At 45.6% G+C, this 16366-nt stretch carries 14 protein-coding genes; 4 read left to right on the top strand and 10 right to left on the bottom strand.

Annotated features, from left to right (window positions below):
• Positions 1-44: 44 nt before the first annotated feature.
• Together glpK and AC5JQI_RS18535 are read right to left on the bottom strand one after the other, a co-directional pair.
• Entirely contained in the window at positions 45-1568 is a 1524-nt protein-coding gene (gene glpK / locus AC5JQI_RS18540; RefSeq protein ID WP_493913208.1) for a glycerol kinase GlpK, read from the bottom strand.
• Between the two features lie 74 nt (positions 1569-1642).
• Positions 1643-2440, bottom strand: coding sequence for an MIP/aquaporin family protein (locus AC5JQI_RS18535; RefSeq protein WP_493913207.1), 798 nt, complete (start codon positions 2438-2440; stop codon positions 1643-1645).
• A 315-nt stretch (positions 2441-2755) separates the two neighbouring features.
• Between AC5JQI_RS18535 and zapB the strand changes: the two genes are divergently transcribed.
• The gene (zapB, locus tag AC5JQI_RS18530) at positions 2756-2998 is read left to right on the top strand and encodes a cell division protein ZapB (protein ID WP_092553176.1); all 243 of its coding nucleotides are present in this window, start codon (positions 2756-2758) and stop codon (positions 2996-2998) included.
• 131 nt (positions 2999-3129) lie between these two features.
• Here the strand turns inward: zapB and rraA are convergent, their stop codons facing one another.
• The 7 genes from rraA to priA all read right to left on the bottom strand — a co-directional run bounded on the left by rraA (position 3130) and on the right by priA (position 11242).
• Complete coding sequence (rraA, locus tag AC5JQI_RS18525; RefSeq protein WP_237386925.1) at positions 3130-3639, bottom strand: ribonuclease E activity regulator RraA; 510 nt, start codon at positions 3637-3639, stop codon at positions 3130-3132.
• A gap of 108 nt (positions 3640-3747) precedes the next feature.
• Positions 3748-4665: a 1,4-dihydroxy-2-naphthoate polyprenyltransferase gene (locus AC5JQI_RS18520; protein ID WP_493913206.1), complete on the bottom strand. Its 918-nt coding sequence runs from the start codon at positions 4663-4665 to the stop codon at positions 3748-3750.
• Positions 4666-4828: 163 nt separating this feature from the next.
• Positions 4829-6160, bottom strand: a complete 1332-nt coding sequence (hslU, locus tag AC5JQI_RS18515) for an ATP-dependent protease ATPase subunit HslU (protein ID WP_237386927.1) — start codon at positions 6158-6160, stop codon at positions 4829-4831.
• A gap of 11 nt (positions 6161-6171) precedes the next feature.
• Entirely contained in the window at positions 6172-6702 is a 531-nt protein-coding gene (gene hslV, locus AC5JQI_RS18510) for an ATP-dependent protease subunit HslV (RefSeq protein WP_493913205.1), read from the bottom strand.
• A gap of 139 nt (positions 6703-6841) precedes the next feature.
• Positions 6842-7612, bottom strand: a complete 771-nt coding sequence (gene ftsN, locus AC5JQI_RS18505) for a cell division protein FtsN (protein ID WP_493913204.1) — start codon at positions 7610-7612, stop codon at positions 6842-6844.
• A gap of 70 nt (positions 7613-7682) precedes the next feature.
• Positions 7683-8708 (bottom strand): DNA-binding transcriptional regulator CytR, encoded by a 1026-nt coding sequence (cytR, locus tag AC5JQI_RS18500; RefSeq protein WP_237386929.1) that lies wholly within the window; start codon positions 8706-8708, stop codon positions 7683-7685.
• Between the two features lie 335 nt (positions 8709-9043).
• Positions 9044-11242 (bottom strand): primosomal protein N', encoded by a 2199-nt coding sequence (priA, locus tag AC5JQI_RS18495; protein WP_493913203.1) that lies wholly within the window; start codon positions 11240-11242, stop codon positions 9044-9046.
• 230 nt (positions 11243-11472) lie between these two features.
• On the opposite strand from priA, the gene rpmE reads away from it, so the two are divergent.
• On the top strand, positions 11473-11688 hold the full coding sequence (gene rpmE / locus AC5JQI_RS18490) for a 50S ribosomal protein L31 (protein ID WP_237386931.1): 216 nt from the start codon (positions 11473-11475) through the stop codon (positions 11686-11688).
• Between the two features lie 82 nt (positions 11689-11770).
• On the opposite strand, the gene metJ is transcribed toward rpmE, so the two are convergent.
• A complete protein-coding gene (metJ, locus tag AC5JQI_RS18485) occupies positions 11771-12088 on the bottom strand; it encodes a met regulon transcriptional regulator MetJ (RefSeq protein ID WP_237386932.1) in 318 nt (105 codons plus the stop codon).
• Between the two features lie 292 nt (positions 12089-12380).
• Here metJ and metB point away from each other — a divergent pair, with 292 nt between their 5' ends.
• Both metB and AC5JQI_RS18475 read left to right on the top strand, forming a co-directional pair.
• Positions 12381-13541, top strand: a complete 1161-nt coding sequence (gene metB, locus AC5JQI_RS18480; RefSeq protein WP_493913202.1) for a cystathionine gamma-synthase — start codon at positions 12381-12383, stop codon at positions 13539-13541.
• A gap of 9 nt (positions 13542-13550) precedes the next feature.
• Entirely contained in the window at positions 13551-15986 is a 2436-nt protein-coding gene (locus AC5JQI_RS18475; RefSeq protein WP_493913201.1) for a bifunctional aspartate kinase/homoserine dehydrogenase II, read from the top strand.
• Positions 15987-16366 lie beyond the last annotated feature (380 nt).

The following is a 16366-nucleotide window of genomic DNA, read 5'->3' as shown; positions in this document are numbered from 1 at the left end:
CTTCTGTTAACCCGAAAGTTATCATTTTGAGATAATTAAGTTTTTTAGGCGCGATCTTCCCACTCTTGAGCGCGGGCAACGGCTTTTTTCCAACCATTGTATTTATGATTGCGTTCAGTTGTTTCTATACCTGGACGGAATTCTTTTTCTATAGTCGCTTTACTCTTCACTTCATCCAGATCCTGCCAGAAACCGACGGCCAGACCTGCCAAGAACGCGGCTCCCAAAGCTGTACTTTCGCGTACTTCAGGACGCTCCACGCGGGTGCCCAAAATATCGGACTGGAACTGCATCAGGAAATTATTGGAAACTGCACCACCATCTACACGCAGAGCTTGTAGGCGTGTACCTGCATCCGCTTGCATTGCATCCAGCACATCTCGGGTTTGGTACGCGATGGATTCGAGTGTGGCACGAATAATATGATTACTATTGGCACCACGAGTCAGGCCGAAAATAGCACCACGGGCGTAAGGATCCCAATATGGGGCACCAAGACCAGTAAATGCAGGTACGACATAAACACCATTGCTGTCTTTTACTTTGCTTGCGAAGTATTCGGAATCTGTGGCATCAGAGATGATTTTTAATTCATCACGTAGCCACTGAATGGAAGCACCACCAACGAATACTGCACCTTCCAGTGCATAGTTGACTTCACCACGTGGGCCACAGGCAATCGTGGTTAGTAATCCGTGGCTGGAACGAACGGCATCTTTACCGGTATTCATCAGCAGGAAGCATCCTGTACCGTAGGTATTTTTTGCCATGCCCGGATGAACACACAGCTGTCCGTACAGGGCGGCTTGCTGGTCACCTGCAATACCCGCGATAGGAATGCGCGTACCACCTTTACCGCCAATATTGGTTTGGCCATAAATCTCTGAGGAAGCGGCGACTTTTGGCAGGATAACGCGAGGTATGCCCAGCTCATCAAGGATTTTCTGATCCCAGTCCAGATTATGAATATTGAACAGCATGGTACGGGAGGCGTTGGTGTAATCGGTCACATGTACACGTCCCTGAGTCATTTTCCAGACTAACCATGTATCAACTGTACCGAACAATAGCTCACCGTTTTCAGCACGTTGGCGGGCACCTTCAACATTGTCCAAAATCCATTTGATCTTTGTACCAGAAAAATAGGGGTCAACGACCAGGCCGGTATTTTGGCGAATATATTCTTCCAAACCCTCTTTTTGTTTCAGTTTGGTACAGATATCGGCTGTTCGACGACATTGCCATACAATTGCGTTATAAACAGGTTTACCGGTCTCCTTTTCCCAAATAATGGTTGTTTCCCGTTGGTTAGTAATACCAATGCTGGCAATTTGATCAGAACTGATATCTGCTTTTGCCAGCACTTCAACCAATGTAGAGCTTTGGCTTGCCCAGATTTCCATTGGATCATGTTCCACCCAACCGGGTTTCGGATAGATTTGTGGAAACTCTCGTTGTGAGATACAGACAATATTGGCATCGTGATCAAGTACGACGGCCCGTGAACTGGTTGTCCCTTGATCCAGAGCAACGATATATTTTTTTTCGGTGGTATTTTCTGTTGTCATAACTATAACCTGGTCTTATTTATGCATTCATTTTTATTGTTTTGGTATTTTGCCATTGATTGAGTATGGCAAATTTAAACCTCGCGCGGTAAATGGCGAGTAATGAGTTTGCGGTAACCAAAAGCACCTAAGATTGCACCAACGATAGGAGCTATCAGTGGAACAAGGCAATAGGGAATATCCCGGCCACCAGTCAGGGCAATGTCTCCCCAGCCTGCTAAATAAGCAACTAATTTAGGGCCAAAGTCACGGGCTGGATTCAGGGCAAATCCGGTCAGCGGACCAAAGGATCCACCGATAACCGCAATCAAAATACCGATCAACAGAGGTGCCAATGGTCCTTTAGGAATGCCATTGCCATCATCTGTCAACGCCAGAATCAGACATAGCAGGATGGCTGCAATGATGACTTCGACGATAAATGCATGTAACACAGAGATCTGGGTAGCGGGGTACGTAGAGAAAACGCCTGCTGTAAAGAGGCTTTCTCGTGAACCGCGAATGATACTGTGCACTTGCTCATAATCCAGGAAAAGGTTGTAATACATCATGTAGACGATGGCGGCTGAGGCAAAGCCACCGAGCATTTGGGCAAGGATGTAAGGCAGCACTTTTTTTCTGTCAAAGTTGGCAAATAGGCATAAAGCGATGGTGACAGCGGGATTAAGATGTGCTCCTGAAATACCGGCAGTCAGATAAACTGCCAAAGCGACACCAAAGCCCCATATGATACTGATTTCCCATAAGCCTAATTGTGCCCCTGCAAGCCGTGCAGCAGCAACGCAGCCTAATCCAAAGAAAACGAGCAACGCAGTACCCAGAAACTCTGAAATGCATTGACCTGATAATGTTGGTGTTGTGGTCTGGCTCATTTCTATATCCTATAAAAGAAGTACAGAGAAAGATTAATTATTAGTCCTTTCTTATTGTATTGTGAGAAAGATTCCTGTGAATTTATCGTTAATGCGCGTAAACGAGAAATAGCGAAATTGAAATCTGCGTGTTGCGTCAACAAAATGAGCGAATTCGCATTTGTTTGCAGTTTTATTTCACTTAGAAATGTGATCTCATATACATTTTGGTTTAGTCGCGATATTTCTCGTTATACCGCACTTTGAATGGATGAAACTAGACAGGCGTTAATAGGCTAAATACAATCAAGGAATTGCTTACAAGAGGGCCAGAGAATGTCATTTGAAGTTTTTGAAAAACTAGAATCCAAAGTTCAGCAAGCGATCGATACCATCACTTTGCTGCAAATGGAAATTGAAGAATTAAAAGAAAGGAATGCGGTGTTATCTCAGGATGTCCAAAATTCGACAGACAGCCGTGAGGTACTGGTACGTGAAAATGAGCAGCTCAAACAAGAACAATCAGCATGGCAAGAGCGCTTACGTACCCTGCTGGGTAAAATGGAAGATGTACAGTAAGGTATTCACCGCTTAGCTGAAAAAAGGGCGATTATTACGCCCTTTTTTATACCTACTGATTTTATACCCAATAAAAACAGTAGGCATATCATCGTGGTGATAGGTGAAAATGTTACTGATTCATTCAGTGACTACACTTCATTATCATCGCTGTCTTCGTCAATCTCTAGCGGAACATCTGATAAGACGATACCTGTATTGTCTGCATAGAGATAATCGCCAGAGAAGAAAGTCACGCCACCGAAATTCACTCTGACATCACTTTCTCCTACCCCTTCGCTATTGGAACCGGCAGGAATGGCGGCCATTGCTTGAATGCCAATATCAAGCTCAGAAAGATAATCGACCTGACGAACTGCGCCGTAGACGACAATGCCTTCCCACTCATTATTGGCGGCTAGTTGGGCGAGTTCTGCATCAACTAGTGCCTTGCGTACTGATCCACCACCATCAACGAGCAAAATGCGGCCATGCCCATTTTCTTCTAGTAAATCATACAGCAGGCCATTGTCTTCAAAGCATTTCACCGTGATTATCTGACCACCGAATGAAGTACGCCCACCAAAGTTGGAAAAGAGTGGTTCTACCACGTTTATGTCTTCTTGATAGATATCACAAAGTTCGGAAGTATCATATTTCATGGGATTTACGTCTGGTTTATGCAAGGAGCGGACAGTATATCCTTTTAAAGTCAACGTTGGCAAAATCATCAATCTTAAAGCTTAGTTATAAAATTGATACTTACTCGCTTAATTAAGCACCAATCCAATGGAAAACAGCACATTGGTCAATAATGCCACTTTGACCATTTGTACTAACTTAGGGCGCATGCCTTCTGGTGTTGGATCGCGTAGTACTTGTAATATATGTTTAAATAACAAAGGGAGAGTGAGTAAAAACAGCCAGCTGACCCAACTATGTGAGTACAGCAGAGTAAAGGAAATAAGGCAGATAACAGCGCTTATTAACAGGGTTGCGTGGTAATAACGAGCCTTTTTTCCCCCCAATCTCACAGCCAATGTATTTTTTCCGTTTTGGCGGTCAGTTTCGATATCACGTAAGTTATTAATATTCAGTACTGCCACGGAGAGCAAACCACAGGCAGTTGCAGGCAGGATTGTGCTCGGGGAAAAAGAGTTCGCCTGTAGATAATAAGTACCAATGACACTCAGCCAGCCAAAGAAGATCAGGACAGAAATATCGCCCAGCCCCATATAGCCATAAGGTCTGGTTCCCACCGTATAAGTGATGGCTGCCGCAATCGCCAGTAATCCCAGTAACAAGAAACCAATAATATCGCTTGGGCTATTACCGGCGACGATGATTAGTGCTATGCCAGAAAGACAGGAGAGCAGCACAGTGAGCTTCAATGCATTTTTCATCTGTTTTGCTGTGATAAGGCCTTTTTGCATCCCGCGCATCGGGCCAATACGTTTGTCTGTATCACTGCCTTTGGCGACATCCCCATAATCATTGGCGAGGTTGGAAAGAATTTGCAGCATTGCAGCGGTTAATAAAGCGAGCAACGCCACCGGCCATTTAAAATGTCCCGTCCATGAAGCAAGGGCTGAGCCTGTTATGACAGCAGCTACAGCCAGTGGGAGCGTTTTGGGGCGTAAGCTCTCTAACCATGCCTGTATCTGACTGGTAGACGTTGTTGAACTCATATAGTCACTGTTTATCACTATTTGGTTGGTGTATGACAAATTTTATACCATCGAAAATAGAGTAATGGGAGGCTTTTAGCCTCCCATTTACTATTTCTTTGCGCTATGTTCGCACTCAGTCACGTTTACGTGAATAAGTTTGGCGAATTAGGATTATTACCGATTACAAAATAAACCGGCTCAAATCTTCATTGGCAACCAGCTCATCCAAGTGATCTTTAACGTAGTCAGCATTGATTTCAACTGATTGGCCATGGCGTTCACTGGCATCAAAAGAGATATCTTCCATCATGCGTTCAAGCACGGTATGCAGGCGACGGGCACCAATGTTTTCAGTGGTTTCGTTCACTTGCCATGCTGCTTCTGCAATTTTACGGATACCATCAGCAGTGAAGTCGATATTCATGCCTTCGGTTGCCATCAGCGCTTTGTACTGTTCAGTCAGGGACGCGTTAGGCTCAGTTAGAATACGTTCGAAATCTTCAGTTGTGAGTGCTTGCAGCTCGACGCGGATTGGTAAACGCCCCTGAAGTTCTGGGATCAGATCAGAAGGGCTGGAAACCTGGAACGCACCGGATGCGATAAACAGAATATGATCGGTTTTGACCATACCATGTTTAGTGGAAACTGTGCAGCCTTCTACCAATGGCAGGAGATCACGCTGGACGCCTTCACGGGAAACATCTGGGCCGGAAGTTTGACCACGTTTACAGATTTTATCGATCTCATCAATAAAGACGATACCGTGCTGTTCAACTGAATCAATGGCCTGTTGTTTCAATTCTTCAGGATTAACCAGTTTTGCAGCTTCTTCTTCAACCAGCAGCTTGAATGCGTCTTTGATTTTCATCTTGCGGCTTTTTTGACGCTGGCCTGCCATATTCTGGAACATGGACTGCAACTGGTTAGTCATCTCTTCCATGCCCGGGGGGGCCATGATTTCAACGCCAACCGGAGCGGCTGAAACTTCGATTTCGATTTCTTTGTCGTCTAACTTGCCTTCCCGCAGTTTTTTGCGAAATGTCTGACGAGTTGAAGACGGCTCAGATTGAGATTCAGTTTGTCCCCAGTTATTTTTTGCTGGTGGCAGCAGAACATCCAGAATGCGTTCTTCCGCGAGTTCTTCGGCACGATAGCGGTTTTTCTCAATAGATTGCAGGCGTACCATTTTCACTGCGGCATCAGTCAGATCACGGATAATGGAATCGACTTCTTTACCGACATAACCGACTTCAGTAAATTTAGTTGCTTCGACCTTGATGAAAGGGGCATTAGCCAGCTTTGCCAGACGACGGGCGATTTCGGTTTTACCGACACCAGTTGGTCCAATCATCAAAATATTTTTTGGAGTGACTTCATGACGCAGGTTTTCATCTAACTGCATACGGCGCCAGCGGTTGCGCAGGGCAATAGCAACAGCGCGTTTCGCTTTATCTTGACCAATGATGTGATTGTTAAGTTCACTGACAATTTCGCGTGGAGTCATTTCAGACATACTATCTATCCTTACGCTTTTGAAGGTAGTTCTTCGAAGTGATGATTATGGTTAGTGTAAATGCAGATATCGCCAGCAATGGTCAGGGCGCGTTCTGTGATTTCCCTGGCACCGAGGTCGGTTGTTTCCAGCATTGCCCTAGCCGCAGCCTGTGCATATGAACCACCGGAACCAATGGCGATCAGATCATTCTCTGGCTGAATCACGTCACCGTTACCTGTAATAATCAAAGAAGCATTTTCATCTGCGACTGCAAGCAGGGCTTCCAGCTTGCGTAGCATGCGATCGGTTCGCCAGTCTTTGGCAAGTTCAACGGCCGCTTTGGTCAGGTGTCCTTGATGCATTTCCAGTTTTCGTTCAAATAATTCGAATAGAGTGAAAGCATCAGCAGTACCGCCGGCAAAACCCGCGATGACTTTGTCATTGTAAAGGCGACGCACTTTGCGGACATTGCCTTTCATAACGGTATGACCCATTGTTGCTTGTCCATCACCACCGATGACGACTTTGCCATTACGGCGAACACTTACGATTGTAGTCACGAGTTAGCCTCTGGTTACAAAATAAAATATGGTACACACGGAACATTGGTCTGTGTTCCCGCAATTGCCTGTAATCTTGCTGAGAAAAGCACCGTATGTAGGTTATTAGCTATGTAAGATGGGGGAATTTTCTGATTTTTCAACCCCCAGCAGGGCGGAGAATACAGCCGGATACACCTGCATCTGCAACACGATTGCGCATTTTTTCAGCGTCATCCTTGTTTTTGTAAGGACCCAGTACAACGCGGTGCCAATTGTCTTTGGTGGTAATCTGGCTTTCAATGCCTGCAAATGCAAGGCTGGCGCGGACGGATTCAGCCTGTCCCATCGCTCGGAAAGAGCCGCATTGTAGCATCAACTTGGACCCATTTGATGCCGGTTTTTGCTCTGGTGAAGATTGCACAGATTGTTCTGGCTGCTTTTGGGTATTTTCTTGTGCAGGAGGATTAATTATTACATGTGAGCGTGGGATGGGTTCACTGTTATAAGGCACTTCTTTCAATGAAATAGGCGGCTGGCGCATGTCTGTCTGTATTTGCTCAAGTAACTGCTTCTGTTCTGCCGTAAGTTGGGTTGCTTGATTTAACGGTCGGTTCAAGAGCACAGCAGGATCTTGTATTGAAGTCTCATTAACAGGCCTATTTTCTAATTCTTTGATATAACTCCAGCGCTCTTCTGGTTTTGGTGGCAGGCCATGACCTTTGGTTTGGTGAGAAGGTTGTGGCTCATTTTGCACACTTTCTTTCTTGTTCTGTACGATGAAATAAAGACCACCAATAAAGACGACCACCAAGGCCACAGCAACGGCTAATGTAGTTTTGGGTAATCCTTGAGACTGATTTTTTTTCTTACCAGTACTTTTCTGACGGGGATTGGTACGCCCGCGACTTACATAATCTCGTTGTGCCACTGTTTAATTCACTGAGTTATTTAAAATTAAGGAATGGATAACTAATGTTACTTAACCTGTGATTATTTGCCTAGCTTTTAGGCGAACAAGTACTCTCACGAATGGTCAATTCGGCATCCAATAATCTTGAACCTTTGGAAACCAGACGCCCCTGAAGTTGTTCCAGCAATAAAAGCATGGAGTGGTGCCCAATTTCATAACGAGGCTGCGCTACTGTGGTTAAAGCCGGTTCGCAATATTGAGCCAGTTTTAAATTATCAAAACCAACAACAGAAAGATCCTCCGGTAATTTTAATCCCATTTTTTTAGCTTGCCACATTGCACCCATTGCCATGACATCACTATGACAGAAAATAGCGCTTGGTGGCGTTGGCAAAGTCAGCAGATTTTCCGCTAAGGTAGCGCCGCTTTCGTGGGTAAAATCCCCACAGACGATATATTCTTCGCGAATGTCTTCACCTGTGCGCCGCAATGCCTGAATGTAGCCTTGCAGTCGATAGTGGCACAATGGCATGGTGTCAGGCCCTGTAATACAGGCAATGCGCTTGTGTCCCAGTTTTTGCAAATGATGGGTGGCATTGAAAGCGGCTGTCAGGTTGTCAATATGGACCGTCGGCAGTTCCAGATCTGGTGAGAATTCATTGGCCATGACCATGGGCGGCAGGTTTTTTTGTTCTTCTTTGGAAACATCGAAAGGAATATTTGAACCCAGCAGCACCATACCATCAATGCGTTTTGTAATCAGAAGGTTGATAAAGGCGTGCTCTTGCTGTTGCTGATGTTTGCAATCGCCAATCAGTACCAAATAACCATGCTCTGCTGCGGTTTCTTCAATGCCGCGAATAACTTCGTTAAAAAAAGGATCACTGATATTCGGTACGATAACCAAAATCGCTCTGGATTCATTGCGCCGTAAGTTCTTGGCAAGATTGTGGGGATAGTAACCGACTTCTAATACGGCATTCTCGACTTTTTGGCGGGTACGGGCAGAAACCTTGTCAGGATTCATAAGAGTTCTTGATACAGTTGCGGTAGAAACACCAGCTACTTTGGCAACATCTTTCATGGTTGCCAACGCGCAATTCTTTTTTTCCATAGTCCACTCCTCACTTTCTACAGGCAGCGAAACGATTGCTTTCCGGCTGCTAAAAAAACGCCAGACATCCCTGAGCAGACATTTTTGAGTGCTGGGCAGGAAGTACTGGCGGATTGTTTTCTACAGTCATATTAATAATTTCATTTTAAACTGATTAATAGACCAATCCGTTACTTTGTTTACATAAAAAGTGTGATATGAATCATTTCTTAGAGATACTTCGCAAATCAAGGAAATAATTGTCTCTATTTTTCCAAAAATGTTCTGTCCAATTTTGTCGCTTTGCGACGATGCGCAATTTTCTATTTCTGTTATTGAGTCACGGTTTTCTGTTATCAACCTTCAATGGGATCAACATCAATGTTCCATTTCACTTTGCGAGCTTGTGGCAGAGTGGTGATTTGCGGATAGATAGCCGACATCATTTTCTGGAGGAAAATGCGCGAAGGGTGTTGAATCATCAATTGCCAGCGGTAACGACCGCTTCGCTTGGCTTGTAATGCCGGTACTGGTCCCATGACCCACAAATAGTCATCACGCTGTGGGTGATGTTCAAACAGTTGGCGCATGTGCTGTAAAAATGCGGACGCTTGCTGATTGTCATGATCTTCTGAACGAAGCAATATGTGGCTGGAAAAAGGTGGCAGATGGACTTGTTGCCGTTCTTCCATCGCTTGTTGGGCAAAGGCATCATAGCCTTTTTCCAGCAGTACTTGTAAAAGCGGATGCTCAGGATGGTGGGTTTGAAGGACAACTTCTCCCCGTTTTCCGGCCCGTCCTGCCCGACCGGAGACTTGGGTATAGAGTTGGGCGAACCGTTCTGCTGCCCGAAAATCGGCAGAAAACAGGGCGCCATCAACATCAAGCAAAGCAACGAGTGTAACGTCAGGGAAATGATGACCTTTTGCCAGCATTTGGGTGCCAATCAAAATTCGTGCTCCGCCTTGGTGTACTTCAGCAAGTTGCTGTTCCAGCGCACCTTTACGGCTGGTGGTATCACGGTCGATGCGGGTGACTGGAATATTGGGGAACAGTTTTGTTATGCCATCTTCCAGTTGTTCAGTACCCAGACCGACCGGAATTAAGTTAGTGGAGCCGCATTGCGGGCATTGACGCGGGATCGCGCGTTGGCTGTCACAATGATGGCAACGCAAGTGACGGTGGTTTTGGTGCAGGGTGTAATAGTGTTCACAGCGTCGGCATTCTGCTATCCAGCCGCATTCATGGCAGAGCAAGGCGGGAGAATAACCACGACGGTTCAGGAACAGAATGACCTGATTATCAGCCTTGAGGTGTTCGCGGAGGCGGTTGATAAGCGGTTGTGATAAACCAACGGTGAGTGGCAATCCTTTCAAATCAAGCAAATGCTGGGTTGCAGGTTGGGCATGGCCTGCCCGCTTGGTTAGTGTCAGTTGACGATATTTGTTCTGTTGAACATTGTATAACGTCTCCAGTGCGGGTGTGGCTGTACCCATAATAATTGGGATATTCTCTTTTTTGGCAAGGAATACAGCCAGATCACGAGCGTGATAGCGCCAGCCTTCTTGTTGTTTGTAAGAGCTATCATGTTCTTCATCAATGATGATAACCCCCAGGTGATAAAAGGGGGTGAACAAAGCAGAGCGCGTCCCGATGACGATAGCGTTTTTCCCCCGTTTCGCCCGCAGCCAAACCGCCAGACGTTCACTGTCATTTAAAGCTGAGTGCAGAACATCAACAGGTGCATTGAAACGCTCTCGGAACCGACGGATAGTTTGTGGGGTTAGTCCTATTTCGGGTACCAGAATCAGCGCTTGTTTGCCCTGTTCAAGAATATTTTCCAGCACACTGAGATAGACCTCAGTTTTTCCTGATCCAGTGATACCCGCAAGCAGCCACGGAGAAAAAGTTTTATCTTCTGCACGGATAGCACCTACCGCAGTAGCCTGTTCTGTATTGAGCTTTAACCGCTCTCCGATAATTTCAAAATATGCATGCCAGTTTTCTGCTTCTGGTTGTATTGGATGCAGATCTATCAGTGCTTTCTTTTTCAGTGATTGTAATGCGCTTTCACTTAATTCCAATTCAGAAACTTGGTGGCGATAAATAGGATTTTGGCGCAAAGTGGCCAAAGCTTGCTGCTGTTTGGCAGAACGTTTGAGTTGTTCGATAGGTAGCTTCCGGCCTGCTTCGGTCACCTGCCACTGCCAAAGTGGAGCAAATTCTGCATTTTTCCCCTGACGTAGCAAAACAGGCATGGCATGAAACAAAACTTCTCCCAGAGGATAGTGATAATAGCTGGCAGCCCATAGGAGCAATTGCCAGAGATCGTCAGGAAAAAGTGGCTCTGTATCGAGGACAGAAAAAATTGACTTTAGTTGTTCAGGAGGAAATTCGCTGCTGTCTGCGATAGCAATGACAACACCAATTGCATTACGCTTGCCAAAAGGCACGAGGACACGGACACCGATAGCTGGCAACGGTACCCCTGTGGGTAACAAATAATCAAAAGCGCGGGCTAGGGGGACAGGCAACACAACCTGAACAACTGTCATAAGGCGATTTCCGAATGATTAATGACCAGATAAAACGTGGCGAAAAAATTATAATGGTAAGGGTATCATAGCAAAGCGGCGGATTTCATTGCGCAATAAACCGATATTCTGTATGATCCGCCGCCTTTGGTATAGAAATTACCGATACTTATTTTTTTATCAACACGACGTGTGGTGTCTGGCGGCAACACGGCTGGATAGCGACACGGCCTTACACAGAGGTTTCCCCCATGAAAAAAGGTATTCATCCTAAATACGAAGAAGTTACTGCGTCTTGCTCTTGCGGTAATATTATGAAAATCAAATCTACCGTAGGTCACAGCCTGAACCTGGACGTTTGTGGTGCATGCCACCCGTTCTACACCGGTAAGCAGCGTGATGTTGCGACTGGTGGTCGTGTTGATCGCTTTAACAAACGTTTCAGCGTTCCAGGTGCTAAGAAGTAATGACTTTTCTCTGCTTGTAATCAATACAGGCAGGATAGTTGAAACAAAAACGCCCAATGTTCTGCATTGGGCGTTTTTGTTATCAATATTCCCATGTTTCAGGATCAATGCCGAGTTCACGCATCATAACTTTCGCTGCTTCAGGGATTTCATCATGACGTTCTTTGCGTAAATCATTATCGTCAGGCAGAGGCTGTCCAGTGAACGCATGGAGAAACGCTTCACACAGCAATTCGCTATTTGTTGCATGACGCAAATTATTCACCTGACGACGGGTACGTTCATCTGTCAGGATCTTCAATACCTTCAATGGGATTGAAACCGTAATTTTTTTGACCTGTTCACTTTTTTTGCCATGTTCAGCATAAGGGCTGACATACTCACCATTCCACTCAGCCATGAGATACCTTAAATAGTTCTTGAATCAAGTAATTAAAATCAGAAGTTAATATATTCTTCTGATCTGTTTTCATGTTGGTAATACGGTAGTCTAGCATAATTAGACTATTGACTATATCGCTCCAGCCGCACGAACTCATAAAATATAACCAGAAGAAATATAAGGCATGAAAGTAATCATTGAATTGCCGTATTAAACCGCAAATGATTTTGGATGTCTAGATGTATTGACGTCTATCTTTCCAGTCGTTATCCTTGCGTGACACCAATAATAATGACGATGGGTAAAGTTCATGGGATGTAAGCAAGCGACCGTTGCGGTTCACAGCGGTTTAAATACTGATGAACAATATGGTTGTGTGGTTCCGCCTATTTATCTTTCCAGTACCTATAATTTTACTGGTTTCAATGAACCCAGAACGCACGATTATTCCCGGCGTGGCAATCCGGGGCGTGATGTTGTCCAACAGGTTCTGACAGAACTGGAAGGTGGTGCCGGAGCGGTTATGACGAGCAGCGGTATGTCTGCCATCCACCTGTTGTGCACTGTATTCCTGAAACCGGGCGATTTATTAGTAGCGCCCCATGACTGTTATGGTGGCAGTTACCGTTTATTTGATAGCTTGAGTAAGCGTGGGGCATACAATGTCATTTTTGTTGATCAGGCGGATGAGAATGCCCTTAAACTGGCGTTGGCACAAAAGCCAAAACTGGTACTGATTGAAACCCCCAGTAATCCATTGCTGCGGATTGTTGATATTCAACACATTTGTAAATTAGCGCATGAGATTGGGGCGTTGACTATTGTGGATAACACCTTCTTAAGTCCAGTGTTGCAAAAGCCACTGGATTTAGGGGCTGACATCGTGGTTCATTCTTGCACGAAATATTTGAATGGGCACTCTGATCTGATTGCCGGAGCAGTTATCGCCAAAGAACTGGCAATTGCGGAAGATTTGGCATGGTGGGCCAACAATATTGGTGTGACAGCGGGCGCGTTTGACAGTTATCTGTTATTGCGTGGCATTCGTACTTTGTCTGCCCGTGTGTTACTGCAACAAAATAATGCGGCTGTCATCGCGGATTATTTGCAACAGCAGACGCAAGTGAAAAAGCTCTACTATCCGGCGTTGAAAAACCATCCGGGGCATGCAATAGCCGTCAAACAGCAAAAAGGTTTTGGGGCGATGCTGAGTTTCGAACTGGATGGTGATGAACAGACCATGCGTCGTTTTTTATCTGCGTTAAAATTATTTACTCTGGCTGAATCTCTCGGAGGCGTGGAATCGTTGATTTCTCACACTGCAACAATGACACACGCGGGGATGTCGGCAGAAGCAAGGACTCAGGCAGGGATTACGGATTTGCTTCTTCGTGTCTCTGTAGGAATTGAAGATAGTCAGGATTTAATTACTGATCTGGATAATGCGTTTCAGGCAGCGGCAACGAGGTAATCATTAATCATGAGTGCACTGGCAACAGCGGGGGCGGAATCTGGCCGCCAGTTACATAAATTTGGCGGCAGCAGTTTAGCTGATGTGAAATGTTATCAGCGGGTTGCGGATATTATGGCGAATTATAGCCAGCCGGGTGATTTGATGGTGGTATCGGCGGCAGGCAGTACAACCAATCAGCTTATAGATTGGTTGAAATTGAGCCAGAGTGATCGGATATCAGCACATCAAATACAACAATCGTTGCGGCGCTACCAGCAAGAGTTGATCCGTGGTTTGTTGCCAGAAGCCGTTGCAGAAGAACTGGTCATAAAGTTTATCGCTGATCTGGAAAGGTTGAGCGCACTGCTGGATAAACCCGTTACAGATATCACATACGCAGAAGTTGTCGGCCATGGTGAAATCTGGTCTGCACGTTTGATGGCGGCGGTACTTGATCATAAAGGCATTCCCAGTGCCTGGCTGGATGCTCGCCAGTTTCTGCGGGCAGAACGCGTTGCCCAGCCGCAAGTCGATGTCAGTTTGTCTCAGCCTCTTCTTAGCCAGCTATTGATCCAAAATCCTAATAAGCGTTTGGTTGTCACTGGGTTTATTTCCAGCAATCAAAGTGGTGAAACAATATTGCTGGGGCGTAATGGCAGTGATTATTCTGCTACACAGGTCGGTGCTTTGGCTGGAGCTAAAAAAGTCACAATTTGGAGTGATGTGGCGGGAGTTTACAGCGCGGATCCCCGCAAAGTCAAAGATGCATGTCTGTTGCCATTGCTGCGTTTGGATGAAGCCAGCGAATTGGCGCGTCTGGCTGCACCTGTACTTCATACCCGAACATTACAGCCTGTTTCTGTCAGTGATATTGATCTGCAACTGCGTTGCAGTTATCAGCCGGAACAGGGGTCTACCCGCATTGAACGAGTACTGGCGACAGGGACCGGAGCGAAAATCGTTACTAGCCATGATGATGTTTGCCTGATTGAATTGCATGTTTCCTCGGCCCATGATTTCAGACAAATTTACAAGGATATTGATTCACTGCTGAAACGTGCTCAGATTCGGCCGTTGGCAACTGGGCTGCATGCAGATTGTAACTTGATCCAACTTTGCTATACCTCTGAGGTGGTAAACAGTGCCCTCGATGTTTTACAGGATGCAGCTTTACCCGGAAGACTTTCCTTGCGTGAAGGATTGTCTCTGGTCGCACTGGTGGGAGCGGGGGTATGCAAGAATCCGTTGCATAGCCACCGCTTTTATCAACAACTAAAAGATCAACCTGTTGAATTTATTTGGCATGCCGAAGAGGGTATCAGCCTTGTTGCTGTTTTGCGCCTGAGCCAGACTTCTCACGTGATTCAGGGATTGCACCAGAGCCTGTTTCGAGCAGAAAAGCGTATTGGTTTGGTACTCTTTGGTAAAGGAAACATTGGTTCACGTTGGTTAGAACTGTTTGCCCGCGAACAGAAAAATCTTTCTGCCCGCAGTGATTTTGAGTTTATTCTGGCAGGCGTTGTGGATAGCCGCCGAAGTTTACTGAATTATCAGGGGATTGATGCTGGCAGGGCATTAGCATTCTTTGATGATGAGGCAATTGAACATGAAGACGATGCACTTTTTTTATGGATGAGAGCGCATCCTTATGACGATCTTGTCGTACTGGATGTCACAGCAAGTGAAGAATTGGCCAAAGAATATATCGATTTTGCCAGTTATGGTTTTCACGTTATCAGCGCCAATAAAGTTGCCGGTTCTTCTGACAGCAATACGTATCGCTCGATCCGCGATGCCTTTGCAAAAACAGGTCGCCATTGGTTATACAATGCCACAGTTGGTGCGGGATTGCCGATTAACTATTCCGTCAGAGATTTACGGGAAAGTGGTGATACGATTTTATCTATCAGCGGTATTTTTTCCGGAACGTTATCATGGTTGTTCTTGCAGTTTGATGGTTCTGTGCCTTTCAGTGATTTGGTAGAACAAGCGTGGCAGCAGGGATTGACGGAACCAGACCCGAGAATTGATCTTTCTGGTCAGGATGTGAGGCGTAAGCTGATTATTCTGGCGCGCGAAGCGGGTTATGAGATAGAACCTGATCAAGTCCGTGTTGAATCACTGGTGCCGGAAGAAGCGCGAATTGGCTCTGTTGAAGAATTCTTTGAAAGCAGTGCAGCCGTCAATGCACAGATGCTTCAACGATTGGAAGCGGCACGGGAGATGGGGATGGTACTGCGTTATGTCGCACGTTTTGATATCAGCGGTAAGGCGAAAGTGGGTGTGGAAGCGGTACGTAATGATCACCCACTAGCTTCATTACTGCCGGGAGATAATGTTTTTGCGATAGAAAGCCGGTGGTATCGTGATAACCCGCTGGTGATCCGTGGCCCTGGTGCGGGGCGAGATGTTACTGCGGGAGCTATCCAATCAGATTTAAATCGCCTGTCACAGCTTTTGTAGAGTCACTGTTTCTATAGGCCCATTTTGAGGCAGGGGTATGACGTACTATCCCTGCCTGTATCACATCCATTCATTAAAAAAACGCCTTACTATTCCTTTTATTGAGTACAAGCAAGGCAATCAACCGGATTATCTTCTAAAAAATAAAATTTGATCAAATGTCATAAAATCCGCCCAAATTGTTTATTTTTTGATATGAATAGAGTGCTATACCTAATAGATTTCAAGATGCAGCCAATAAAACCGCAGCTCGAAAACGGGGTATAGAGATGAGCAAAAGAACCTGTTCTTATGCCCGATAGCAAAATATGAAATATCTAAACAGAAACAGGGTAGATGCCGATTGAGCCAATCATCTGGCGAAATGGGTGACATACAGC

Source organism: Xenorhabdus sp. XBWT (assembly GCF_059072735.1).
Note: the sequence above shows the minus strand (reverse complement) of the source record. Positions and strands in the feature narration are given on the sequence as shown.